Source organism: Burkholderia sp. Z1, assembly GCF_014893795.1.
In the GTDB taxonomy this organism is placed as follows: domain Bacteria; phylum Pseudomonadota; class Gammaproteobacteria; order Burkholderiales; family Burkholderiaceae; genus Burkholderia; species Burkholderia theae.
In genome coordinates, this window is the sequence record NZ_JACFYL010000002.1 from 3077597 (window position 1) to 3098518 (window position 20922).

Sequence of the window (20922 nt, forward strand, 5' to 3'; positions counted from 1 at the left end):
GCCAAAGCAAAACGGGCGCTCCTATGGAGCGCCCGCCGTCGCATCGGGCGCCGCCTGTATCGGCAACGCCTGCCTGCCCGCGTCGATCAGAACTTGTGACGCAGACCGATACGCGTAACGAACTGCGTGTTCGCGCCCGCGTTGCCGATGAACGACGGCGACGAGCCGATCTCGGCCTGCACCGGCACCGCGCGGCCGTTGATCGTGTTGCTGCCCGACGCCTTCTGGTAGGCCGCGCTCACGTACACGTCCGTGCGCTTCGACAGCGCATAGTCCACCGCGGCGTTGACCTGGTGCCACTTGCCTTCATAACGGCCGTCGAGCTTCGAGAACGTATAACCGAGCCCGCCGCTCAAGGCCGGCGTAAACGCATAACGGCCGCCGATTTCGTAGTTGTTCAGCTTCGACGATTCGCCCGACAGCGGCGCGAACTTCGTATGCGTCCAGTTCGCCCACACGAGGGCCGCCGCGATCGCATAACGCGTGCCGACGCCGAACGTCTCGAGGTCGCGCAGCCCAGCCGTGTTGATGTTCGCGATGCTCACGCCGAATGCGGGCGTCGCGCCGTTCGGGAAGCGGATGTTCGTGTACGCGGCGCCGATGCCGAACGGCCCTTGCGCATAGTTCGCGCCGAAGCTGTACGCGCTCGACGAACCCTGCGTGCCGTTCGCGCCGGTCGTGGTCGGCGTGCCCGCGAACTGCGTCGAGTTCGAGAAGCCGTACAGCGCGCCGAACGTCAGGCCCGCGAAGTTCGCGCTCTGGAACTTCACCGCGTTGTTGATACGGCTCGACGTCAGCTGGTCGAGGTCGTTGATGTGATACGCGTAGTTGCCGGCCGGCGTCTGGCTGCCCATCGTGTAGTTCGCGCCGAGGTAGTCGGTCGAGAACGAGTACTGGCGGCCGAACGTCAGCGAGCCGATCCCGTTCTTCGACAGGCCGACGAACGCCTGCCGGCCGAACAGCGCGCCGCCCTGGCCGAGCGTGCCGTCGCCGCTGCTGAAGCCGTTCTCCAGCACGAACAGCGCCTTCAGCCCGCCGCCGAGATCCTCGGTGCCGCGGATGCCCCAGCGGCTGCCCGACGCGACGCCGTCGCCGTATTTGACAAGCTTGTCGTGTCCGGCCGACGTCGCAACCTTGTTCGAATACGTGATACCCGCGTCGATCAGCCCGTAGAGCGTGACGCTGCTTTGCGCCTGCGCGGCGGTGCCGAACATCCCGAGTGCGGCCGCGGCCACGATGGTCTTCTTCATGCTGCTTCCCTTTTGTTGTGAACGCACGCGCCTGCGTCGCAGCGAGATGCGCGGCGTGTTGACGAAAAAACGATGACGGACGTATGCAAGCCCGGGGCACCGGATCGCCGGACGCGCCAACGCCTCATGCGCGTGTGCACGATGTTCCGTTTCGATGCCAGTGTGGGCTTGCTGAAGCGGCATGCCGAGAGGCGGCCGCTCGTATTGCAGCGTCGGGGAGCTTGCGCACCGGTTGCGCACGCCATGACGACGCGTTGCTCCGGCGATGCAGGTCAGAATCTCTTCCGGCTTTCGTGGAGCGAGTTGACGACGTGACGCCTGCCGGCGCCACGACCTTCGATATATTTTTCGAAATATATCGAGTTGTCATCGAACGGTAAACAATTATTCGGGTTCCTGTCGTCTTTCATCCACAGGCGATCGATGGTCGACCCGAATCGGCGACGCGATGCAAGTCAGCCAGCATCGCACCGCCCCCGCACAGGGCCGTCGCCGAAATCCAGCATAATCAGGCGGTTGAACGCGCGCCGCAGCCGGTCTGTGCCGGTTTGGCGCGCGGCGCATTGTGCAGGTGCAAAAAAACGAAGCAGAAAAGGACGCGACGCGGTGCGCATCACGGCGCCGGCGATCGCGGCACGGACAAGACCACGCCATCCCGCCGAAGACAGGACACCGACACATGGACCGAGCCGAGCACATCAACATCGAACAGGCGAGCGGGCTTTCCGCCGACGAACTGGACCGATGCGACTTCTCGTTCGATATCGCGTGGGAACTGAATGCGCCGTATCAGGACTTGCTCGATCTTCGCGCGCTGCCGGCGCAGCGCAAGGACTACGGCTTCGATCCGGCCGGCTACGCGCACGATGCGCCGGGCAAAGCGGCGCTCTTTCGCGCGACGGCCGGCGGGCGGCTCGCCGGGTTCGTCGCGATCGCGCAAAGCTGGAACGGCATGGCCGAGATCACGGAGCTGGCCGTCGACCGCCCCTATCGGCGCCAGGGTATCGGGCAGTTCCTGCTGGCGGCCGCGGAAGCATGGGCGCGCAACCACGGGTTCGGCTTCATGCGGCTGGAGACGCAGGCGAACAATGTCGCGGCCTGCAGCACGTATGCACGCGCGGGCTTCGTGCTGGGTGGCCACGACCGCTTCCTGTATGCGGACGGCGAGAACGACGGGGAAGTCGCGCTCTTCTGGTACAAGGACCTGCGCGACGGGCAGACCGCACGCAGTCGCACGGTCGACCCGGAATCGCTGCGGCCGGTGCGCTGACGCGCCGCCGGCCGCCGCGTCATTGCCGCGTCACTTGCGCGTCGCGACGATAAACAGACGCGGGAACGGCAGCAGCACCGTGCCGTCGCCGAGCGCCGGATAGCCGTCCGGCCCGGCGATCGCATCGCGATAGCGCGCGAGGAACGCGCGCTGTTCGCCGTCATCGAGCGCCGCGAGGAACGGCCGCAGCGCGCTGCCCTTGAACCATTCGACGACCGCGTCCGCGCCGCCGCGCAGCGGGTGGGTGTAGGTCGTGCGCCACACGTCCACGCGCGAACACAGCGGCGACAGCAGCGCGTAGTAGTAACGCGCGTCGAACCGCTCGGTGCGCGCCGCGCTTTTCAGCTTGTCCGTCCACGGTCCGGCCGCGGCGACTTCGCGCATCAGCCGGTGCGCGGGTTCGTCGAGGTTGTCGGGCATCTGCACCGCGAGATGGCCGCCCGACGCGAGCCGGCCGACGAGCGACGGAAACAGCGTGTCGTGCGCGGGCACCCATTGCAGCACCGCGTTCGACAGAATCAGGTCATAACCGCCCGGATCGTCCCATGTGGCGACATCGGCAATATCGAAACGCAGTGCCGGCAGGCGCTTGCGCGCGGCCGCGATCATGTCCGCCGACGCGTCGATCCCGTGGATCGTCGCGTCCGGCGCGCGCGCGATCAGCACCTCCGTCGAATTGCCGGGCCCGCAGCCGATGTCGATCGCGGTATGGATCGGCGTGTTCGGCACCGCGGCCAGCAGATCGCGGATCGGCCGCGTGCGTTCGTCCTCGAATTGCACGTACTGGGCGGCGTATCGATCGAGTGGGGTCGTCATGTCGTTTCTCCGGGTCGGCTTGGACGGCCGTGCCTCTGCCAGCGTGCGCGATGCGGGAGGCCGTCGATGTGAAGCATTCTGCGATCGTCACGAAGTTCAGTAAAATGAATTTAATATCGTGATTGATTCAAAAATCTGATGAAGATCGATACGCTCGGTGTCCAGGCTTTCGTCGCGATCGCCGACGGCGGCAGCTTCCGGCAGGCGGCCGATACGCTGCACGTCACGCAGACGGCCATCACGCAGCGGCTGCGCAAGCTCGAAACCTTTCTCGGCGTCGCGCTCGTCGAGCGCACCACGCGCCGCACCACACTCACCGAAATCGGCCGGCGCTTCCTGCCGCAAGCGCGGCGGCTGCTGAACGAGCTGTCCGACGCGCTCGCCGAAATTCGCGAGACAGGCCTGAGCCAGCGCGGCGACGTCACGATCGCGTGCGTGCCGACGGTCGGCGTGCAATACCTGCCCCGCATCCTGCGCGCATTCTCCGCGCACCGGCCGCACGATCGCGTGAAGATCCTCGATCACGCGTCGGCGTCGGTACTGCAGGCCGTGCTGCATCGCGAGGCCGAGTTCGGCATCGGCATCGCCGGCGACCAGCATCCCGAACTGGTCAACGTACCGCTGACGACCGACCCGTACGTGCTGGTGTGCCGCGACGATCATCCGCTCGCGAAGCGGCGGCGCATTCGCTGGGCGGCACTGCAGCCGCACCCGCTGATCTTCGCCGGCGAAGTGAGCGGCAATCGCGGGCTGCTCGACGGCGCACTGAAAACGAGCGGCGTGTCGCTGCATTCGTTCTACGAAGTGCAGCGCAGCTCGACGGCGCTCGGGCTCGTCGCGGAGGGGCTCGGCGCGGCCGTCGTGCCCAAGCTCGCGATCCAGAAGAACGCGTATCCGATGATCCGCACGATCGAGCTCGTCGAGCCGACGGTGTCGCGCACGCTTGTGCTCGTCACACGCAAGAGCGCGCAACTGTCGCCCGCCGCCCGTGCGCTGTACGACATGATCTTCGAACAGGCGACACCCTGTCGATAGTGTCAGGGGCGTGTCACGGAAGCCGTGCCTTCGGTTAGTATCGCCACACGCGGTCGCGACGACCGGTGCCTACCCGGCGCCGCACGCGTCGTGCCACCGCTGCAACGGCTGTTCCTCACTACCCCAGCACGGAGCACTGCATGGCCTATCGCAACTACCACAAGCGCAAGATTGCAGACCGGGAACTCCATCCCGAAACCCAGATGATGTCGTACGGCTACGATCCGTTCCTGTCGGAAGGATCGGTGAAGCCGCCCGTGTTCCTCACGTCGACGTTCGCGTTCCGCACGGCCGAGGACGGCGCCGAATTCTTCGACGTCGTGGCCGGTCGCAAGCCTTTGCCCGAAGGCGAAGGCGCGGGCCTCGTCTACAGCCGTTTCAATCACCCGAACCTGGAGATCGTCGAGGATCGCCTCGCGCTGCTCGACGATTCCGAAGCCGCCGTCGTGACGTCGAGCGGCATGTCCGCGATCGCGGCGATCCTGCTGACCTTCCTGCGGCCGGGCGACTGCGTCGTTCAGTCCGTGCCGCTGTATGGCGGCACCGAAACGCTGATCTCGAAGTTCCTGCCCGAGTGGGGCATTCGCTCCGAAGTGATCGCCGACGGGCTGTCCACCCTCTCGATCCGCGCCGCGCTCGAAGCGGCCGCGCAAAAGGGCAACGTGCGGATGTGCTACATCGAGACGCCCGCCAACCCGACCAACGCGCTGTTCGACCTCGACGGCCTGCGCAGCGAGATCGATGCGTTCGAGGCGCGCCACGGCTATCGCCCGCTGTCGGTCTGTGACAACACGCTGCTCGGGCCGCTGTATCAGAAGCCATCGCGACAAGGCATCGACCTGAGCGTGTACTCGCTGACGAAATACATCGGCGGGCATAGCGACCTCGTTGCTGGTGGCGTTACGGGCTCCCGCAACCTGATCACGAAGATCCGCTCGATTCGCAGCACGCTCGGCTCGCAGCTCGACCCGCATTCGTCGTGGATGATCACGCGCTCGATGGAAACGCTCGTGCTGCGCATGCAGCAGGCCGCGCGCAGCGGCAGAGACGTCGCCCGCTGGCTCGCCGGCAATCCGCATCGACCGGTGCGCGTGCTGCACCCCGAGCTCATCGAAGATCCGGCCTACCAGGCCGTCTACCAGCGCCAGTGCAGCGGGCCCGGCTCGACATTCGCATTCATCCTCGACGGCGGCCGCGAGCAGGCGTTCAGGTTCATCAACCACCTGACGCTCTTCAAGTCCGCGGTCAGTCTCGGCGGCACGGAGTCGCTGATCTGCCATCCGGCGTCGACGACGCATTCGGGCGTGCCGGCCGATGCGCGCGCCGCGGCGGGCGTGTCGGAAGGGTTGATTCGCGTGTCGGTCGGGCTCGAACATCCGGACGACCTGATCGCCGACCTGTCGTACGCACTGGAGCATTGCTGACGCAGGTGACATGCGCCCCGTGCCGTTCGCGCGGGGGCGGTTCCCGCGCCGGCGCGGGGCGGGCATTCAGTGACGCCGCCCACGCCCGGATGCCCGCGTTCGAGCCGCGTCATCGTGCTTGCACAAGGATCAGCACCATGAACACCACGCGGCATACGTACCGGATCACCGATCTGCAAGGCGCGCCGATCGCGACCATGACGATCGTGCAGGCAATCGAAAAACTGGACGGGTCACCCGATCGCTACTGCACGGGCCGCGTGTCCGTCGAACTCGAATACCTGGAATCGCGATTCGGATCGACGACTCGGGTCAAGAAATTCCCGTTCGACGAAAAATGGCTTCCGCTGGACGAATCGTCGTTCAAGATGCACGTCGGCGACTTCATGCTGCCGCCGGAATTGTGCTGCCGAGGCATCGGCACGCTGTGCTGGTCGGAGATCCATCGAACGCTTCCCCTTCCGCCGGGCTTCTCGCTCGTTCTCGCCGGCAGTCTCAGCGAAAGGGATGCAACGATTACCGGCACGATCCTCGGAAAGATGCGAACGATCGACAACATCGCGCGCCGGAACGCATTCTGGCGCCGCATGCTGGATCCGGCCAACCAGACGTTCATGCCCGACGAGAACGGTGGGGGATATTTCAGAGGCCGGTTCGTGGATCCGGCCGCTCACGGCAGCTACACGCCAAAGGCGATCGCCACGAAAATCTGACCGTGCGACGCAAGCCGGCGGAACCGGTTCAAAGCACCTTCACCATGAACACGCGCGACGTCCCTTCCGGCTCGCACGGCACTTCGCCGAATGCTTCGTAACCCTGCTTCCGGTAGAAGTCCGGCGCCTGGAACGAGATCGTGTAGAGCACCGCGCGCGCGCATCCGCGGCGTTTCGCTTCCGTTTCGGCCTCGCGCAGCAGCCGGCTGCCGAATCCACCACCGCGCAGCGATTCGGGCAGGTAGAACAGATCGATGAAGAAAAGACCGAGCGACGTGCGCCCCGTCAGCCCGCCCACGATCTCGCCGGTCGCGCGATCGGTGACGTACACGTCGAGCGTGGCCGCGTCGGCGCGCCCCGTCATCGCGTGATTGAATTCGCCGAGCTTGCTGCTGATGAAGTCGCGTGCGGCCGGCTGCTCGGTGTCGGTCAGTTGCAGGGTAACGTCGGGAAGGGCTGTCATCGGAAGGACGCGTACGTGAATGGGCCGCCGGGTGTGTCGTACCGTCAGCGGGCATCGCACGACTATAGCGCTTCGCCCGCTGCGTGGCGACCGCGCTACTCCCGCGCGATATCGCGCGCCATGTGGAATTCCCACGCGTTGTTCGGCCACAGCGGGAACCCGAATCCCGGCGCGGAAGGCACCGTCGCGAATCGCGGCGGCTGTGCCGCCTTGCAAGTCGCATCGTCGCCGTAGCCGACCAGTTCGGTCACGAGCGAGCCCGCGTTCTTCAGCGTCTCGTCGGCCGAAGCATCGGTCATCGAAGGCTCGAACCCGCTCTGCACATTCGCGCGCAGCACGACCCGTCCGATCGACGGCGCATACCACGATACTTCCTTGCTGTAGCCCGACACCTTGCACGCCGGATCGTCGCAATGCATGCCCATGTCGCGCAGCGTCGCATCGGTCGTGCCGGGATCACTCTTGGTCCACGACGTCGTGCGCACGATCACGAACGTGTCGTACGTGCCCGCGCCAACTTGCCGCTTCTCCGTACCGATCACCTCGCTCGACGCAACGGCCCGGTAGCGGTAATGCCAAGCCCATCCCCGACCGATGCTCGCGGTCACGGTTTCGTCGAAGCGGTCCTCCCACTGCTTGCCCGGCTTCAGCGGAAACACGAGCAGCCTGCGCTCGCCGTGTCGCGCCGGATTCGGCGTCGTATAGGTCGAGACGTCCTCGTCGAGCTTCATCGGTGCAGCGGCCGGCCCGACGTCATAGCTCGCGACGCCGCCATGTACGGCCTTGAGTGTCATCGGCGTCACGTGGCCCTCGCCAACGCTGTAGCACCACGTCGTGCCGACGGCCGGCAGTGTCCGGGCGTCGGCAGCCGGCGCGGCGGCCGCCCATTGTCCGTGGCTCATCGCGACCGCGGCGGCGGCAACGCCGATCATCGGCGCCATTCTTCTTGACGGGTAGCAGGGCATGGGAGGAACGCGTGTCGTTGAATTGTCCGACATGATGCCAGCAAAGCACCCGGCACTCGACCGCCCCGTGACCCGCCCTGCACGCAAGCGACCCACGCAATCGGCGGGCCCGTCACGCGCCCGCCGTCGCCTTCTTCACGCCATCGCGCCCGCGCTCACGCCACCGCGAACGCCGCCTTCATGTCGGCCACCCGGCGCCGTTCGCGCGCGATCATCATCCGGTTCACGACGATCACGCCGATCGTCACGGCCGTGATGAACAGCGTCGCCAGTGCGTTCATCTCCGGGTTCAGCCCGAGCCGCACGCGCGAGAACACCACCAGCGGCAGCGTCGTCGACCCCGGACCCGACAGGAACGCCGACAGCACCAGGTCGTCGATCGACAGCGTGAACGACAGCAGCCACCCCGACAGCAGTGCCTGCGAAATCAGCGGCAGCGTCACCACGAAGAACACCTTCAGCGGCGTCGCGCCGAGATCGAGCGCTGCCTCTTCAAGCGACTTGTTCATCTCCTTCACGCGCGACTGCACGATGATCGCCACGTACGACACGCACAGCATCACGTGACCGATCCAGATCGTCAGCATCCCGCGCCCCTTCGGCCAGCCGAACATCTGCTCCAGCGCCACGAACAGCAGCAGCAGCGAGATGCCCTGGATCACTTCCGGAATCACCAGCGGCGCGTTGATCATCCCCGTGTACAGCGTGAAGCCCTTGAAGCGGCCGAAGCGCGCGAGCACGAAACCCGCCCACGTGCCGATCACGACCGACGCGGTGGCCGTCAGGAGACCGATCTTCAGCGACAGCCATGCGGCGGTCAGCAGCTCGTCGTCCTCCAGCAGCGCCGCGTACCACTTCAGCGAGAAGCCCGACCACACCGTCACCAGCTTCGACTCGTTGAACGAGTACACGACCAGGCTGATGATCGGGATGTACAGGAACAGGAAGCCGAAGGCGAGGACGCCCGTCGACAGCGGTTTGCTCGGCTTGATCATTTCGCTTCCTCCAGTTCCTTGACCTGGTAGTACTGGAACAGCGCCATCGGCACCAGCAGCAGCATCACCATCGCGACCGTCACCGCGGACGCCATCGGCCAGTCCATGTTGTTGAAGAATTCATCCCACATCACGCGCCCGATCATCAGCGTGTCGGCGCCGCCGAGCAGCTCCGGAATCACGTACTCGCCCACCGCCGGGATGAACACCAGCAGGCTGCCGGCGATGATCCCGTTCTTCGACAGCGGCAGCGTGATCCGCGTGAACGCGACCCACGGCTTCGCGCCCAGGTCGTACGCGGCTTCGAGCAGCGTGAGGTCCATCTTCACCAGGTGCGCGTACAGCGGCATCACCATGAACGGCAGGTACGAATAGACCATCCCGATGTAGACGCCCGCATCGCTGTGATACAGGCGCAGCGGCGTGTGGATGATGCCGAGCGCGATCAGCGTGTGGTTCAGCAGGCCGTCGTCCTTCAGGATGCCGATCCATGCGTAGACGCGGATCAGGAACGAGGTCCAGAACGGCAGCATCACGGCCATCATCAGCACGTTGCGGCGGTTCGGCTCCGAGCGGGCGATGTAGTACGCCATCGGGTACCCGATCAGCAGGCACAGCACGGTCGACACGGCGGCCATCTTCAGCGAGCTGAGGTAGGTCGCGATGTACAGGTCGTCCTGCCGCAGGAACGCGTAGTGCGACAGCTGCAGTGCGAAGTGCACGACGCCGTCCTTGAACTCGACGAGCGACGTGTACGGCGGGATGCCCATCACCTGGTCGGCGAAGCTGATCTTCAGCACCAGCACGAACGGCAGCGCGAAGAAGACCGCGAGCCACAGGAACGGCACGCCGATCGCGACGCTGCGGCCCGACGGCAGCAAGCGCGACAGCGCGGCGAAGCGGCCCGGGCGGGCCCGGCCGGCGCCGGTGCTCGCGGCGCCGGGCGACACCGGCGTGGACGGAGTGGAAGCAGAGGTTCTCATCGTGTCGTCCTCATTGCGTCAGCACGACGCCGCTGGCCGGCGACCACGACACGAACACGTCGTCGTTCCACGCCGGGGCCGTGTCGCTCATCAGGTGCGAACTCGACAGGTTCGACACGACCGTCTTCCCGCTCGGCAGGCGCACGTGATACAGCGAGTAGCTGCCCATGTACGCGATGTCGGTCACGACGCCGCGCGCCCAGTTGTGCTTCGAGCCCGGCTTCTCGCGCGACACGTGCACGCGTTCCGGGCGCACCGAGATGCCGACCGGCATCCCGAGCGGGCCGGTGATGCCGTGGCTCACGTACATGCGTGCTTCGAGGTCGTCGCTCTCGACGAAGATGTGATCGGGCTCGTCCTCGACGACGCGGCCCTCGAACAGGTTGGTCGAGCCGATGAATTCCGCCGAGAAACGGCTGTTCGGAAACTCATACACTTCGCCCGGCGCGCCGATCTGCACGATCTTGCCTTCGCTCATCACCGCGAGGCGGCTCGCCATCGTCATCGCTTCTTCCTGATCGTGCGTAACCATCACGCAGGTCACGTCGACCTTGTCGATGATGTTCACGAGTTCGAGCTGGGTCTTCTGGCGGATCTTCTTGTCGAGCGCGGACATCGGCTCGTCGAGCAGCAGCAGCTTCGGGCGCTTGACCAGCGAGCGGGCCAGCGCGACACGCTGCTGCTGGCCGCCGGAAAGTTGATGCGGCTTGCGCTGTGCGTACTTGCTCATCTGCACGAGTGCGAGCGCGTCGGCCACGCGTTCCTTGATTTCGTTCTTCGGCGTGCCTTCCTGCTTCAGGCCGAACGCAACGTTCGATTCGACCGACATGTGCGGGAACAGCGCGTACGACTGGAACATCATGTTGACCGGGCGGCGGTACGGCGGCAGCGCTGCGAGGTCTTCGCCGTCGACGAAGATCTTGCCGGAGGTGGCCGTTTCCAGCCCGGCAAGCATGCGCAGCAGCGTGGACTTGCCGCAGCCCGAGCTGCCGAGCAGCGCGAACAGCTCGTTTTTCGCGATCGTCAGGTTCACGTTGTCGACGGCCGTGCTGTCGCCGAATTTCTTCACGACGTTTTCGATGCGCACGAAGGCGTCGTTCGGCTTGAGCATTTCCGTCGTCGTTCGACGCACCGCATCAGGTGTACTGAATGAATCCCGTTTCATGATGGTCCGTGTTAAGCAGGTAAGCGAATCTCAGGCGTCAGGCGCGACCGGTCGCAAGGTCGCGCGGCACAGGCGGAGAGGGATCGAGCGATTCCTCATCCGGAACGAATGGCGCAACGAGGCAGGTGTGGGGCAACGCACGGCGATCGGCGGCAATCAGCCGCGACCGGCATCGGCTGTCGCGCTGGCTGTCATGAACATTTCATTGGTTTTCATCGGGCTTTCCGCACGTTTCTGTCGTCTCCAGTGCGAATTTTTAAACCCGTCAAAAACTTTATGGATCGCGGATTTCCGTTCCGGACATTGAACGGGATCGATGTTTGGGGAGGCGGGAAAACGGGGGGCACGACACAAACCCGCGCGGCAACACGGGCGCCCGGCGGCAGGTCAACCGTCGGGCAGAGCAGAGGGTGGGGAAAACGAGCAGCCGGGATGGCTGCACCGCGCGACCGGTGCGTCGCGCGGGTCACGTCACTTCGCGTTCAGTTCCTTCCAGCGCCGGTAAACGCCGATCGCGTCGCCGTGTTTCTGCTGCACCATCGGCAACCTTCGTTCGCCGATCGGCTTTGCGAACTCGGCATAGAACGTGTCGAGCTCGAAGTACTTGCGGTCGTCGCGATAGAACGGCGCGTAGTCCTCGCGCGTCGTGATGTAGATCACGCGCTTCGGGCTGCAGTAGTACAGCGAGCCGAGGCACATCGGGCACGGGCTCGCGAGGATGTAGATCTCGCAGTCGGTCAGGTGCTCGGTGCCGAGCTTGCGGCATGCGTCGCGCACCGCGAGGATCTCGGCGTGGGCCGTCGGGTCGCTGGTCTGCGCGACGAGGTTCGGGCTCTCCGCGACGATCTCGCCGTCGTGGACGATCACCGTCGCGAACGGGCGGCCGCCCTCTTCCACGTTCTTCATCGCAAGATCGACCGTGCGCTTCACAAAATCCATGGCTGCGTCCTCGTTGAAACGGGATGACGGAAACGCGCGCCGGCCCGCGGCCGACGCACGTCGAGCCAACCCGCGCGGCACCGTCGTCGCGGTGCCGCGCAGCGCCGGCGTCAGAACGGCTTGGTCGGCAGGTACTTGCCGTCGAGCGTGATCACCGCGCGCGAGCCGCCTTCGGGGTCGTCGACCTTCTTCACGTCGAGCCGGAAATTGATCGCGCTGATGATGCCGTCGCCGAACTTCTCGTGGACCAGCGCCTTCAGCGTCGTGCCGTACACCTGCAGCATTTCGTAGAAGCGGTAAATGGTCGGGTCGGTCGGCACGCGATCGTCGATGCTGCCGCGCAGCGGGATCGACTGCAGCAGCAGCACCGCATCGTCGTCGAGGCCGAGCTTGTCGGCGACGACGCGCGCCGCGTTCTCCGGCAGCGCATGCTGGCCGAGCAGCGCGGCCGTGACGAACGCTTCGCTCAGGCCCGTGCCTTCGGTGAGCTGCGCGAACGACAGGTTCTTGCGCGCCTTTGCGAGGACGACGGTCTCCGCAAGCGCGTGGCGGGCGGTCTGGCTGTGTTGGGACTGGATCATGGCAATACCTCGTGGGTGGGTAGGTGGAATGGGTTCAGGCCGCGACGGAAAGCGTCGCGGGCGTGGCGCGGACGCCTGGATGGTCCGCCAGGGAGACGAACCGGCCGGTTGCGCCGTCGTAGGCGTCGATGCAGCCCGATTCGATGTCGTAGACCCAGCCGTGCAGCGCGAGGCGCCCTTCTTCGAGCGCGAGTCGCACGGCAGGGTGCGTCTTCAGGTTCGCGAGTTGCGCGACGACGTTCTCGCGCACCATCGAGTCGATCCGTTCGCGTTCGCTGCGATGCGCGCGCGCCTCGTTCACGACGCGCGCCGAATCGGCGTAGCGCAGCCAGTGGCCGACGGCCGGCATGTGGTCCATGCACTGGCAGGTCGCGATCGCCGTCATCGCGCCGCAATCGGAGTGCCCGCAGATCACGACGTCGGTCACGCGCAGCGCGGCCACCGCGTATTCGACCGACGCCGACACGCCGCCCGGCTCCGGGCCGTACGACGGCACGATGTTGCCGGCATTGCGGATCACGAACAGGTCGCCCGGTTCGCGCTGCGTGACGAGTTCCGGCACGAGCCGGCTGTCCGAGCACGAGATGAACAGCGCACGCGGGTTCTGGCTGCGCGCGAGATCGCGGAACAGCGCGGCCCGCGTCGGGTAGGCATCGCGCTGGAACTTCAGAAAGCCTTCAATGATGTCCTTCATCGCTTGTTCTCCGGTTCGGGTGAAATCGATGAAGGGCAGGTTACGCCGCGCTTCCAATAAGGTAAAAGACTGATTTATGATCAGGCCGATAAGCACGACTTATAGGAACCACCATGCTGCTGCGCCATATCCACTACTTCCTGGCTGTTGCCGAACACCGCAGCTTCACGCGTGCGGCCGCCGCGCTGCACGTGTCGCAGCCCGCTCTGTCGCAGCAGATTCGCCAGCTCGAGGAAACGCTCGGCGCGCAGCTGTTCGACCGCACCGGGCGCGTCACGCGGTTGACGGATTCAGGCGAGGTGTATTTCCGCTATGCGCGGCAGGCGCTGCACGATCTCGCGGAAGGCCGGCGCGCGATTCACGACGTGCAGGATCTCAGCCGTGGCTCGCTGCGGCTCGCGGTCACGCCGACCTTCACGAGCTATCTCGTCGGGCCGCTCGTCGAGGCGTTTCACGATCGTTATCCGGACGTGTCGCTGTCGGTGCGCGAGATGTCGCAGGAGCGCATCGAGGCGCTGCTCGTCGACGACGAGCTCGATGTCGGCATCGCGTTCGAGGATGTGCAGACGGCGGATATCGAAGTGGAAACGCTGCTGGTCGAGACACTCGCGCTCGTCGTGAACCGTCGGCACGCGCTCGCCGGGAAACGCAAGGCCGGCCTGCGCACGCTGCACGACGCGCCGCTCGTGCTGCTGACCGCTGAGTTCGCGACGCGCACGCAGATCGACCGTTATTTCCGCGAGCACGACGTGCAGCCGCGCGTGCAGATGGAGGCGAATTCGCTGGGTGCGGTGATCGAGATCGTGCGCCGCACGAATCTCGCGACGCTGCTGCCCGCGACGATCGCGACCGGGCACGACGATCTCGTTGCCGTCGCGCTCGACCCGGCCGTGCTGCGGCGCACCGCCGTACTGCTGCAGCGCAAGGGCGCGTACCGGAGCGCGGCCGCGCGTGCGTTCGTCGAGCTGGCGCTCGCGCAGGGGCGGGGAAAATGAAGGGAGAAGGCGATTCACTTCCGGCCCGCCGAAGGACGGCCGGAAAATGAACGCCTGTACTACATTGAATCGACGCGAAAAATCGCGTCAGTTGTACCCGAGAATCGCCACTGCCGCGACATCCGGCCGATCGAGCGTATTCCCGACGAGCGACGTCATCGGCTCCTGCAGCACGGCCTGATACGACGTCACGCGCGCTTCTTCCGACACGCCCGCGTCATCCGCTGCCGGTTCATCAAACGCATCGAAACCACTAAAGAACGCCGCCGGTTGTTTCTGCGAAAAAGTCATCTCCACTCCTTACCTTGATTATGTTGTCGATGTTTTAACCAGCCTGCTTCAACGTCGCCGCGTGCACGGTCGTGCCGTCATGCGCGGCTTCCGATCGTGCAAGCTGCGCACGCGTGCGCCGCGTGATGTGAATCACCGCGAACACGACCGGTGCGATCAGCAGGCCTTCCGCCAGTTCGGGATCGACCGGCAGGTTCATCACGTGCAGCGCCTTGAACGCCGCCGTCGCGAGCGACAGCACGTAGTACGAAATGGCCGCCACCGACAGCCCTTCGACCGCGTGCTGCAGATGAAGCTGATTGCGCGCGGTTCGCTCCATGCCCGCCAGCAGGCGCGTCACGTCCTTTTCCTGAGCGAGATTGACGCGCGTGCGCAGCAGGTCGACCGCGCGCGCGATCCGCGCGGCGATCTGCTCGTGGCGCGCCCACACGCTGCGGCACGTTTCCATCGCCGGCGCGAAACGCCGCTCCATGAACTCGGCGATCGTCGGCATCCCTTCGATGCGCTCCTCGCGCAATTCCTGGATGCGCGCCAGCACGAGCTTCTCGTATGCCCGCGACGCGCTGAAGCGCGCGCCCGATCCCGCCAGCGATTCGACCCGCACCGCGAGATGCGTGAGCTTGACGAGCAGCGCCGCGTCGTCGCCGTCGGCGCCGCTCGCGTCCATTCGCTGCATCAACGCATGCAAGGCCGCGTGGATCTCGTCGAGCTCGCGGCTCATCCGGCGCGCGACGGGCAGCGCGAGCAGCGCCATCATCCGGTACGTTTCGATTTCATAGAGACGCTGCAGCAAGCGGCCGCCCTGCTCCTCGCGGAAATCCTCGTCGACGACGAGAAAGCGCATGAAGCCGTCGTCGCGCACATGCCAGTCGCAGAACACCTTGCCGCCGCCGAGCACGTTGCTGCCGACGAGCGCGGGCCCGTCGATCCAGCGGCGCAGGTCGCCGCAGACGAGCCGCGCGGCGTCGCCCGACAGCAGTTCCATCCGCACCGCGACGAAGCGGATGCCGGCGAGCCGCGCGAACCACGCGGACGGAATGCCTTCGATCGCCAGATCGTCGAAATAGCCGGTGTCGCGGCGCGGCGCGACGAACGTGAAGGTCGAGAATTCGGTGTGGCGTTCCCACTTCAGGTGCCAGCCGCATGGCGACTGCACCGCGTAGTGCGTCGCGCCTTCGTGCGGCGCGGTGATGCCCGTATCGCGGCACAGCGCGTGCAACAGCGTTTCGTGGATGTCGGGCTGGCCGTCCGCATAGATCGCGTAATGCGTGAGCGACACGGCTTCGGCGAGCCGCAGGAACGGCCGGGCATGCAATTCCGCGGCCAGTGCGGCGCGCAACGGATGGTCGATCATCGAGACACCACTTTTCCCTGTTCAAGCCTGCGTGCCGGGCGGAGCGCCAGCGTGATCGCACTATGGCAGACACACAGCAACAATAAAAACGCATAATGTTGATCGTTACATTCAGTTTTCCTGATACCGATGAAGATGCTCGATCACGACGTGCTCGCCACCGTCGTCGCCGTCGCGGAGACGGGCAACATGACCCGCGCCGCCGAGGCCGTGAACCGCTCGCAGTCGGCCGTGAGCATGCAGATCAAGAGCCTCGAGGACGCGATCGGGCGACCGCTGTTCGTGCGCAAGCCGCGCAGCATCGTGCTGACACGCGAGGGCGAGGTGCTGCTGGGATTCGCCAGACGAATGCTGGCGCTGCGCGACGAGGCATGGGCGGCCGTGGTGCGGCCGGAAGTGACCGGCAAGGTCGTGATCGGCGTGCCGGACGACTATGCGTCGTCGCTGCTGCCGTCGGTCCTGAAGAAATTCTCCGGCACCTACCCGAAGGTCGAGATCCAGGTGATGGGGCTGCCGAGCAGCGCGCTCGCGCCGCTGATCAAGGACGGCACCGTCGACCTCGTGTGCGGCACGCGCATCAAGGGGCTGTCCGGCGACTTCATCCGCCACGAGCCGATGGCGTGGGCCGCGATGACGAACGGGCCGCGCGTGTGGGAGGAACGGCCGCTGCCGATCGCGGTGTTCATGCCAGGCAGCGTCGCGCGCGAGAACGCGATCCGCAGCCTCGAACGCGCGAAGGTGCCGTACCGCACGTCGTATGAAAGCCCGAGCCTGCTCGGGCTGCTCAGCATGGTCGAGGCCGGCCTCGCGGTCGCGCCGCTCGCGCGCTGCGCGATTCCCGCGCAACTGTCGATGCTCGGCCGCTCGCACGGACTGCCCGACCTGCCACCGCTCGAACTGATCCTGGCGCGCAGCACCAAATCAAAGCGGCCGCCGTGCGACTTTCTCGCGGAACAGCTGATGGAAGACCTGCAGCGGCAGACCGGGCAAACCGGCGACGCGTGATCAGCGCGTCGCGCCGAACCCCGCCGCGCCCAGCGCCGCGTTGACGTTCGCGGCGACCGCATCGACGAGTGCCTCGAGCGTATCGCCGCGCACGTGCAGGTGTTCCGGTGCGACGTGCTCCACACGTTGCCAGCCCCACTGCGCGCCCGATGCGACCGACAGCGTCGCGCCGAACCGGTTGCCGTGGCGGCGGCCGAAGATGCTCACGCGCCGTTCGGCCAGATACGCCTGCTCAGGCAGACAGAGGCGGATCTCGACCGCGACCTGGCCGGGATCGTTGACGCGGGCGGCCGGGCTGACCGCCGGCGCGAACACCTTGCCGATCCGCAACGTCACGCAGGTCTCCCAGGCCGCGAGCGGCCCGCCGTCCGCGTCGACCCGCTCGGTGTCGACCGACCACTGATGCCCGTCGGGCACGACGATCGCCTGATGCAGCAGCACTTCGGCGACGCGAACCGTCGTCACGAGCTGACGCGCGAGCTGCTGGCTCGACGGCAGCGACGCCGTCCGCACGCGGCGGCTTGCCGGCCGCGCGATACGCACTTCTTCCGTGAGGTACATAGGCACTCCGTATTCAGGAACCGCGCCGCGCACGACGCGACGCGCAACCGGCATGTCCCGGCTCACCAGGCCTTCGACCCGATCCGCAACCGGCGCGCGACCGGCCCGATCACCGCGTCGGCCTGCTGGGCGATCAGCATGTGCAGCGTGAAATCGAGGTCTTCCGGCGCGATGTCGAAGTGCACGTGGATCACGTCGCGCACGGCGCGCGCGCTGACGACGTACACGCCGAGCGGGGAATTCAGCAGCGCGGCGAGCCGGGCGCGCGCACGCTCGCCGGAGTCGGCCGTCAGCGTGACGGGCAACTGCAGGCGCGGGCGCGGCGGCGGGAAGGGAATGACGTTGTTGTGTGCACCGGCGCGCAACTGGCGGCCGGCGACATCGAAGGCGGGAACGGGATGGATGAAGGTCATGGAGCGGACGGAAGCCGTCTCGGCTGTTCGACACATCCCCAGCTTAGAAGAGACCGCATAAACGTCGTGCAAAAAAACGGGGCGGCAGTGCAAAAAACGGCATGCGGGGCGCATTGATCCGGCCCCGTGCCGAATTGCCCGCCCCACCCGCTCCCGCTTCGCAATTGCCCCGCTACGCGAACGCCTCGAGCGATGCGCGCCGCCGCTCGTCGACCATCGATTCGATCAGCGACACCAGATCGTCGGTCAGCGGGTCGCAGATGCCAGGCGAGCGATGCAGTTCGAGATCGGCCGCCGGCAGCGGCGGCAGCCCGTCCGTTTCATCGAGCACGCGCCAGTTCTCGGGCAGCGTGCAGCGATCGATCATCGTCACGGCCGCGCCGTGGTTCACCGCGATCTTGATGCCGGTCGGGCTCTGGCTCGTATAGACGACGTGATACGGCCGCTCGGCCGTCGCGAGCGCCTGCAGCCCGCGCTGCCGGTAGCAGCACGTCTCGGGAAACAGCGCGAGCGGCACCGACGCCTGCGCGCCGAGCGCGAAATCCCGGTGCGCGGCCCACACGACGTCGTGACGGCCGAGCAGCCGCCCGCCCGCGTTCGGCCCGTGCCGCACGACGAGCGCGACGTCGAGCTCGCCGGCCTGCAGCCGTTCGAGCAGTTCGAGCGACGTCCGGCAATGCACGTGCAGGCGCGCCCCCGGCCGCATCGCATAAAACGACTTCAGCAGGTCGGGCAGCCACAGCTCCGCATAGTCCTCGGGCAGCCCGAAGCGCACCACGCCGCGGTCGCTGCTCGTCTGCTTCAACGCGATGATCGCGTCGTTCTGCACCTGGATGATCCGCCGCGCGTGGATCAGGAAATTCTCGCCGTCGCGCGACAGTTCGAGCCGCCGGCTGTTGCGCATGAACAGGTGCGTATCGAGACGCTCCTCGAGCGTGCGGATGCGCAGGCTGATCGTCGACTGCGTGCGATGCAGTTGCCGGGCCGCCGCGGTGAAGCCGCCGCTTTCGACGACGGCGACGAATGCCCGGATCAGCTCCGGATCGAGCGAACTCAGCTTCGACCAATCGGGCTTCTGAATGGCAGCCATCGGAATTACTCGCTTTCGAAAAGAAAAGGGAAGACGAAAGATAGGGCTCGGAGTACGCCGATTGTTGTCCAGATGCGCTCGGCCCTCCAACCCCTGCCCGGGTATGACAAACCCGGAGCCGGGACGCGAACGCCCACCCGCCGATGCCGTTCCGCCGGCCGTCACGACGGCGGCCGCGGCCCGCCCGGCGGGCGTTTGCGCGCTGGGCCAAGGGCTTTCCCGGAGACGACGAAAACTCATACCTCGATCAGAAAACATCGATTCACCGGCCGCACCGCGGCCCACCACAATCGCCTCACACCAACCGTATCGACGAGACACCGCAATGACCGCATCCCAACCCAGGCAGCTCTACATCGGCGAAGGCTTCGAAGGCCCCGGCGTCAACCTCGCGCACATCAACGTGCTGGTCGGCCCGCGCAACGGCCCGGCCGGGCAGGCATTCGCGACCGCGCTCGCGACGCCGTCGGCCGGCCATGCGCCGTTCGTCGTGATCGCGCAGCCGGGCGTGCCGACCAAGCCGCTCACGCTGTACGTGAACAAGGCGCAGATCGCCAGCGACTTCCACGGCAACGCCACGTGGGGCGCGTCGCAGGCCGGCATCGCGAAGGCCGTGGCCGAAGCGCTCGAGAACGGCACGCTGCCGCCCGAAGCGGAGAACGACTGGGTCGTCGTGTCGGCGAACTGGGTGAACCCGCAGACCGACGACCTCGATGCCGTGTTCGAGAACAACTACCGTGCGTGCCGCAACGCGATCGTCGCCGCGATGGAAGGGCTGCCGCATCGCGACGCCGTGTTCGCCGCCGCGCGCGACGTGTCGAACCCGTTCTACACGCCGAAAAAGAACTGACAGACAACGCGCGGCCGGCCAGGCCGCACCAGGAGGAAGCATGGAATACGTCCGCCTTGGCCAGTCCGGCCTGAAGGTGTCCCGCCTGTGTCTCGGCACGATGAACATGGGCACGCCCGAGTGGAAGCCGTGGATCTTCGACGAAGCGCAGAGCGAGCCGATCGTGCGCCGCGCGCTCGACGCCGGCGTCAACTTCATCGATCTCGCGGATTTCTATTCGACCGGCGTCGGCGAGGAAGTGGTCGGCCGCATCCTGAAGCGCAACGCGCGCCGCGAGGAGCTCGTCGTGACGACCAAGGTCGGCTACGACATGGGCAGCTACCCGAACGCGGGCGGCCATTCGCGCAAGCACGTGCTCGACGGCATCGACGGGTCGCTGAAGCGCCTCGGGATGGATTACGTCGACATCTTCATGCTGCATTTCTTCGACGTGAACACGCCCGTCGAGGAAACCATGAGCACGCTGCACGACATCGTTCGCGCGGGCAAGGCGCGCTACATCGGCGTATCGACGATGTACACGTGGCAGTTCGCGAAGATCATGCAGGCGTGCGAGCGCAACGGCTGGGACAAGCCGATCAACATGCAGCTGCAGCTCAACCTCGCGTATCGCGAGGAAGAGCGCGAGATGGTGCCCTACTGCATCGACCAGGGCGTCGGCGTGTCGGTGTTCAGCCCGCTCGCGCGCGGCCTGCTGACCTGCGAGCCGCAATCGACGCGCAACCAGACCGACTTCTTCACCGCGCAGATGTATGGCGACGCGTCGTCGCTCGCGATCGCCGAATCGGTCGCGAAGGTCGCGAAGCGGCGCGGCGTGCCGCCCGCGCAGATCGCGCAGGCGTGGGTGCTGAGCCGGCCCGGCATCGCGAGCATGCTGGTCGGCGCGGATTCCGTCGAGCAGTTCGACAGCGCACTCGGCGCGCTCGAAACGCGGCTGACCGATGAAGAGCTGCACGAACTGGAACGCAACTACACGCCATGCGACCTGATCAACGACTACACGGCCGGCAAGCGCATCGCGCGCGAGTCGCGTCCGGCGCAGGGCAGTTTCGCGGCTGACTGAAGCACTG

General features: G+C 66.2%; 24 protein-coding genes. 9 read left to right on the forward strand and 15 right to left on the reverse strand.

From position 1 onward, the window contains the following. Nucleotides 1–86: 86 nt before the first annotated feature. Complete coding sequence (locus tag H3H55_RS30680; protein ID WP_193101540.1) at nt 87–1250, reverse strand: porin; 1164 nt, start codon at nt 1248–1250, stop codon at nt 87–89. Nucleotides 1251–1929: 679 nt separating this feature from the next. Here H3H55_RS30680 and H3H55_RS30685 point away from each other — a divergent pair. Beyond that, a complete protein-coding gene (locus H3H55_RS30685; RefSeq protein ID WP_193101542.1) occupies nt 1930–2520 on the forward strand; it encodes a GNAT family N-acetyltransferase in 591 nt (196 codons plus the stop codon). A gap of 30 nt (nt 2521–2550) precedes the next feature. Here the strand turns inward: H3H55_RS30685 and tam are convergent, their stop codons facing one another. Beyond that, a complete protein-coding gene (gene tam / locus H3H55_RS30690) occupies nt 2551–3336 on the reverse strand; it encodes a trans-aconitate 2-methyltransferase (RefSeq protein ID WP_193101544.1) in 786 nt (261 codons plus the stop codon). A gap of 138 nt (nt 3337–3474) precedes the next feature. On the opposite strand from tam, the gene H3H55_RS30695 reads away from it, so the two are divergent. The 3 genes from H3H55_RS30695 (at nt 3475) to H3H55_RS30705 (ending at nt 6508) form a co-directional block, all read left to right on the forward strand. Continuing rightward, on the forward strand, nt 3475–4371 hold the full coding sequence (locus H3H55_RS30695; protein WP_193101546.1) for a LysR family transcriptional regulator: 897 nt from the start codon (nt 3475–3477) through the stop codon (nt 4369–4371). 140 nt (nt 4372–4511) lie between these two features. Next, nucleotides 4512–5795 carry a cystathionine gamma-synthase family protein gene (locus H3H55_RS30700; protein ID WP_193101549.1) on the forward strand — a complete coding sequence of 428 codons (1284 nt, stop codon included), beginning with the start codon at nt 4512–4514 and terminating at the stop codon, nt 5793–5795. Next, nucleotides 5789–6508, forward strand: a complete 720-nt coding sequence (locus H3H55_RS30705) for a hypothetical protein (RefSeq protein ID WP_193101550.1) — start codon at nt 5789–5791, stop codon at nt 6506–6508. Before H3H55_RS30700 ends, H3H55_RS30705 begins: the two co-directional genes overlap by 7 nt. A gap of 28 nt (nt 6509–6536) precedes the next feature. Here H3H55_RS30705 and H3H55_RS30710 read toward each other — a convergent pair whose 3' ends face one another. The 5 genes from H3H55_RS30710 to H3H55_RS30730 all read right to left on the reverse strand — a co-directional run bounded on the left by H3H55_RS30710 (nt 6537) and on the right by H3H55_RS30730 (nt 11025). After that, nucleotides 6537–6971, reverse strand: a complete 435-nt coding sequence (locus H3H55_RS30710) for a GNAT family N-acetyltransferase (protein WP_193101552.1) — start codon at nt 6969–6971, stop codon at nt 6537–6539. 95 nt (nt 6972–7066) lie between these two features. Then, nucleotides 7067–7903, reverse strand: coding sequence for a hypothetical protein (locus H3H55_RS30715; RefSeq protein ID WP_193101553.1), 837 nt, complete (start codon nt 7901–7903; stop codon nt 7067–7069). Between the two features lie 188 nt (nt 7904–8091). After that, nucleotides 8092–8931, reverse strand: coding sequence for an ABC transporter permease subunit (locus tag H3H55_RS30720; protein WP_048252093.1), 840 nt, complete (start codon nt 8929–8931; stop codon nt 8092–8094). Further along, entirely contained in the window at nt 8928–9914 is a 987-nt protein-coding gene (locus H3H55_RS30725; RefSeq protein ID WP_193101555.1) for an ABC transporter permease subunit, read from the reverse strand. The genes H3H55_RS30720 and H3H55_RS30725 overlap by 4 nt, the downstream gene beginning before the upstream one ends. Before the next feature lie 10 nt (nt 9915–9924). Next, on the reverse strand, nt 9925–11025 hold the full coding sequence (locus tag H3H55_RS30730) for an ABC transporter ATP-binding protein (protein ID WP_226800414.1): 1101 nt from the start codon (nt 11023–11025) through the stop codon (nt 9925–9927). Between H3H55_RS30730 and H3H55_RS30735 the strand changes: the two genes are divergently transcribed. Next, a complete protein-coding gene (locus tag H3H55_RS30735) occupies nt 11018–11386 on the forward strand; it encodes a hypothetical protein (protein ID WP_193102283.1) in 369 nt (122 codons plus the stop codon). The two genes, H3H55_RS30730 and H3H55_RS30735, sit on opposite strands and share 8 nt — an antisense overlap. Before the next feature lie 164 nt (nt 11387–11550). Here the strand turns inward: H3H55_RS30735 and H3H55_RS30740 are convergent, their stop codons facing one another. From H3H55_RS30740 to H3H55_RS30750, 3 genes are all read right to left on the reverse strand, one after another. Beyond that, nucleotides 11551–12018 carry a nucleoside deaminase gene (locus tag H3H55_RS30740; RefSeq protein WP_193101557.1) on the reverse strand — a complete coding sequence of 156 codons (468 nt, stop codon included), beginning with the start codon at nt 12016–12018 and terminating at the stop codon, nt 11551–11553. Nucleotides 12019–12128: 110 nt separating this feature from the next. Beyond that, a complete protein-coding gene (gene cynS, locus H3H55_RS30745; RefSeq protein WP_193101559.1) occupies nt 12129–12599 on the reverse strand; it encodes a cyanase in 471 nt (156 codons plus the stop codon). Nucleotides 12600–12633: 34 nt separating this feature from the next. Next, nucleotides 12634–13293, reverse strand: coding sequence for a carbonic anhydrase (locus H3H55_RS30750; RefSeq protein WP_193101560.1), 660 nt, complete (start codon nt 13291–13293; stop codon nt 12634–12636). 113 nt (nt 13294–13406) lie between these two features. Here H3H55_RS30750 and cynR point away from each other — a divergent pair, with 113 nt between their 5' ends. Further along, entirely contained in the window at nt 13407–14288 is an 882-nt protein-coding gene (cynR, locus tag H3H55_RS30755) for a transcriptional regulator CynR (protein WP_193101562.1), read from the forward strand. A gap of 87 nt (nt 14289–14375) precedes the next feature. On the opposite strand, the gene H3H55_RS30760 is transcribed toward cynR, so the two are convergent. Next, nucleotides 14376–14579 (reverse strand): hypothetical protein, encoded by a 204-nt coding sequence (locus tag H3H55_RS30760; RefSeq protein WP_193101564.1) that lies wholly within the window; start codon nt 14577–14579, stop codon nt 14376–14378. 34 nt (nt 14580–14613) lie between these two features. Beyond that, nucleotides 14614–15933 (reverse strand): DUF3422 family protein, encoded by a 1320-nt coding sequence (locus H3H55_RS30765; RefSeq protein ID WP_193101565.1) that lies wholly within the window; start codon nt 15931–15933, stop codon nt 14614–14616. Between the two features lie 129 nt (nt 15934–16062). On the opposite strand from H3H55_RS30765, the gene H3H55_RS30770 reads away from it, so the two are divergent. Then, on the forward strand, nt 16063–16938 hold the full coding sequence (locus tag H3H55_RS30770) for a LysR family transcriptional regulator (protein ID WP_048249776.1): 876 nt from the start codon (nt 16063–16065) through the stop codon (nt 16936–16938). Here H3H55_RS30770 and H3H55_RS30775 read toward each other — a convergent pair whose 3' ends face one another. The 3 genes from H3H55_RS30775 to H3H55_RS30785 all read right to left on the reverse strand — a co-directional run bounded on the left by H3H55_RS30775 (nt 16939) and on the right by H3H55_RS30785 (nt 19002). Further along, entirely contained in the window at nt 16939–17499 is a 561-nt protein-coding gene (locus H3H55_RS30775) for a hypothetical protein (protein WP_193101566.1), read from the reverse strand. Nucleotides 17500–17561: 62 nt separating this feature from the next. After that, nucleotides 17562–17912 carry a hypothetical protein gene (locus tag H3H55_RS30780; protein WP_193101567.1) on the reverse strand — a complete coding sequence of 117 codons (351 nt, stop codon included), beginning with the start codon at nt 17910–17912 and terminating at the stop codon, nt 17562–17564. Nucleotides 17913–18084: 172 nt separating this feature from the next. Further along, nucleotides 18085–19002, reverse strand: a complete 918-nt coding sequence (locus tag H3H55_RS30785; RefSeq protein WP_193101568.1) for a LysR family transcriptional regulator — start codon at nt 19000–19002, stop codon at nt 18085–18087. Nucleotides 19003–19327: 325 nt separating this feature from the next. Here H3H55_RS30785 and fae point away from each other — a divergent pair, with 325 nt between their 5' ends. Further along, entirely contained in the window at nt 19328–19852 is a 525-nt protein-coding gene (gene fae, locus H3H55_RS30790) for a formaldehyde-activating enzyme (RefSeq protein WP_011356415.1), read from the forward strand. A 40-nt stretch (nt 19853–19892) separates the two neighbouring features. Continuing rightward, entirely contained in the window at nt 19893–20915 is a 1023-nt protein-coding gene (locus H3H55_RS30795) for an aldo/keto reductase (protein WP_193101569.1), read from the forward strand. The last annotated feature ends 7 nt before the right edge of the window (nt 20916–20922 follow it).

Excerpts from the sequence above, each read along its gene's own strand:
- H3H55_RS30700 (WP_193101549.1), top strand. The coding sequence starts at position 4,512 with ATGGCCTATCGCAACTACCACAAGCGCAAGATTGCAGACCGGGAACTC.
- H3H55_RS30710 (WP_193101552.1), bottom strand. The coding sequence starts at position 6,971 with ATGACAGCCCTTCCCGACGTTACCCTGCAACTGACCGACACCGAGCAG.
- cynR (WP_193101562.1), top strand. The coding sequence starts at position 13,407 with ATGCTGCTGCGCCATATCCACTACTTCCTGGCTGTTGCCGAACACCGC.
- H3H55_RS30740 (WP_193101557.1), bottom strand. The coding sequence starts at position 12,018 with ATGGATTTTGTGAAGCGCACGGTCGATCTTGCGATGAAGAACGTGGAA.
- H3H55_RS30695 (WP_193101546.1), top strand. The coding sequence starts at position 3,475 with ATGAAGATCGATACGCTCGGTGTCCAGGCTTTCGTCGCGATCGCCGAC.
- H3H55_RS30680 (WP_193101540.1), bottom strand. The coding sequence starts at position 1,250 with ATGAAGAAGACCATCGTGGCCGCGGCCGCACTCGGGATGTTCGGCACC.
- H3H55_RS30685 (WP_193101542.1), top strand. The coding sequence starts at position 1,930 with ATGGACCGAGCCGAGCACATCAACATCGAACAGGCGAGCGGGCTTTCC.
- H3H55_RS30730 (WP_226800414.1), bottom strand. The coding sequence starts at position 11,025 with ATGCTCAAGCCGAACGACGCCTTCGTGCGCATCGAAAACGTCGTGAAG.
- H3H55_RS30725 (WP_193101555.1), bottom strand. The coding sequence starts at position 9,914 with ATGAGAACCTCTGCTTCCACTCCGTCCACGCCGGTGTCGCCCGGCGCC.
- H3H55_RS30760 (WP_193101564.1), bottom strand. The coding sequence starts at position 14,579 with ATGACTTTTTCGCAGAAACAACCGGCGGCGTTCTTTAGTGGTTTCGAT.
- H3H55_RS30770 (WP_048249776.1), top strand. The coding sequence starts at position 16,063 with ATGAAGATGCTCGATCACGACGTGCTCGCCACCGTCGTCGCCGTCGCG.
- H3H55_RS30720 (WP_048252093.1), bottom strand. The coding sequence starts at position 8,931 with ATGATCAAGCCGAGCAAACCGCTGTCGACGGGCGTCCTCGCCTTCGGC.
- fae (WP_011356415.1), top strand. The coding sequence starts at position 19,328 with ATGACCGCATCCCAACCCAGGCAGCTCTACATCGGCGAAGGCTTCGAA.
- H3H55_RS30750 (WP_193101560.1), bottom strand. The coding sequence starts at position 13,293 with ATGAAGGACATCATTGAAGGCTTTCTGAAGTTCCAGCGCGATGCCTAC.
- H3H55_RS30795 (WP_193101569.1), top strand. The coding sequence starts at position 19,893 with ATGGAATACGTCCGCCTTGGCCAGTCCGGCCTGAAGGTGTCCCGCCTG.
- tam (WP_193101544.1), bottom strand. The coding sequence starts at position 3,336 with ATGACGACCCCACTCGATCGATACGCCGCCCAGTACGTGCAATTCGAG.
- H3H55_RS30785 (WP_193101568.1), bottom strand. The coding sequence starts at position 19,002 with ATGGCTGCCATTCAGAAGCCCGATTGGTCGAAGCTGAGTTCGCTCGAT.
- H3H55_RS30775 (WP_193101566.1), bottom strand. The coding sequence starts at position 17,499 with ATGTACCTCACGGAAGAAGTGCGTATCGCGCGGCCGGCAAGCCGCCGC.
- cynS (WP_193101559.1), bottom strand. The coding sequence starts at position 12,599 with ATGATCCAGTCCCAACACAGCCAGACCGCCCGCCACGCGCTTGCGGAG.
- H3H55_RS30715 (WP_193101553.1), bottom strand. The coding sequence starts at position 7,903 with ATGATCGGCGTTGCCGCCGCCGCGGTCGCGATGAGCCACGGACAATGG.
- H3H55_RS30765 (WP_193101565.1), bottom strand. The coding sequence starts at position 15,933 with ATGATCGACCATCCGTTGCGCGCCGCACTGGCCGCGGAATTGCATGCC.
- H3H55_RS30780 (WP_193101567.1), bottom strand. The coding sequence starts at position 17,912 with ATGACCTTCATCCATCCCGTTCCCGCCTTCGATGTCGCCGGCCGCCAG.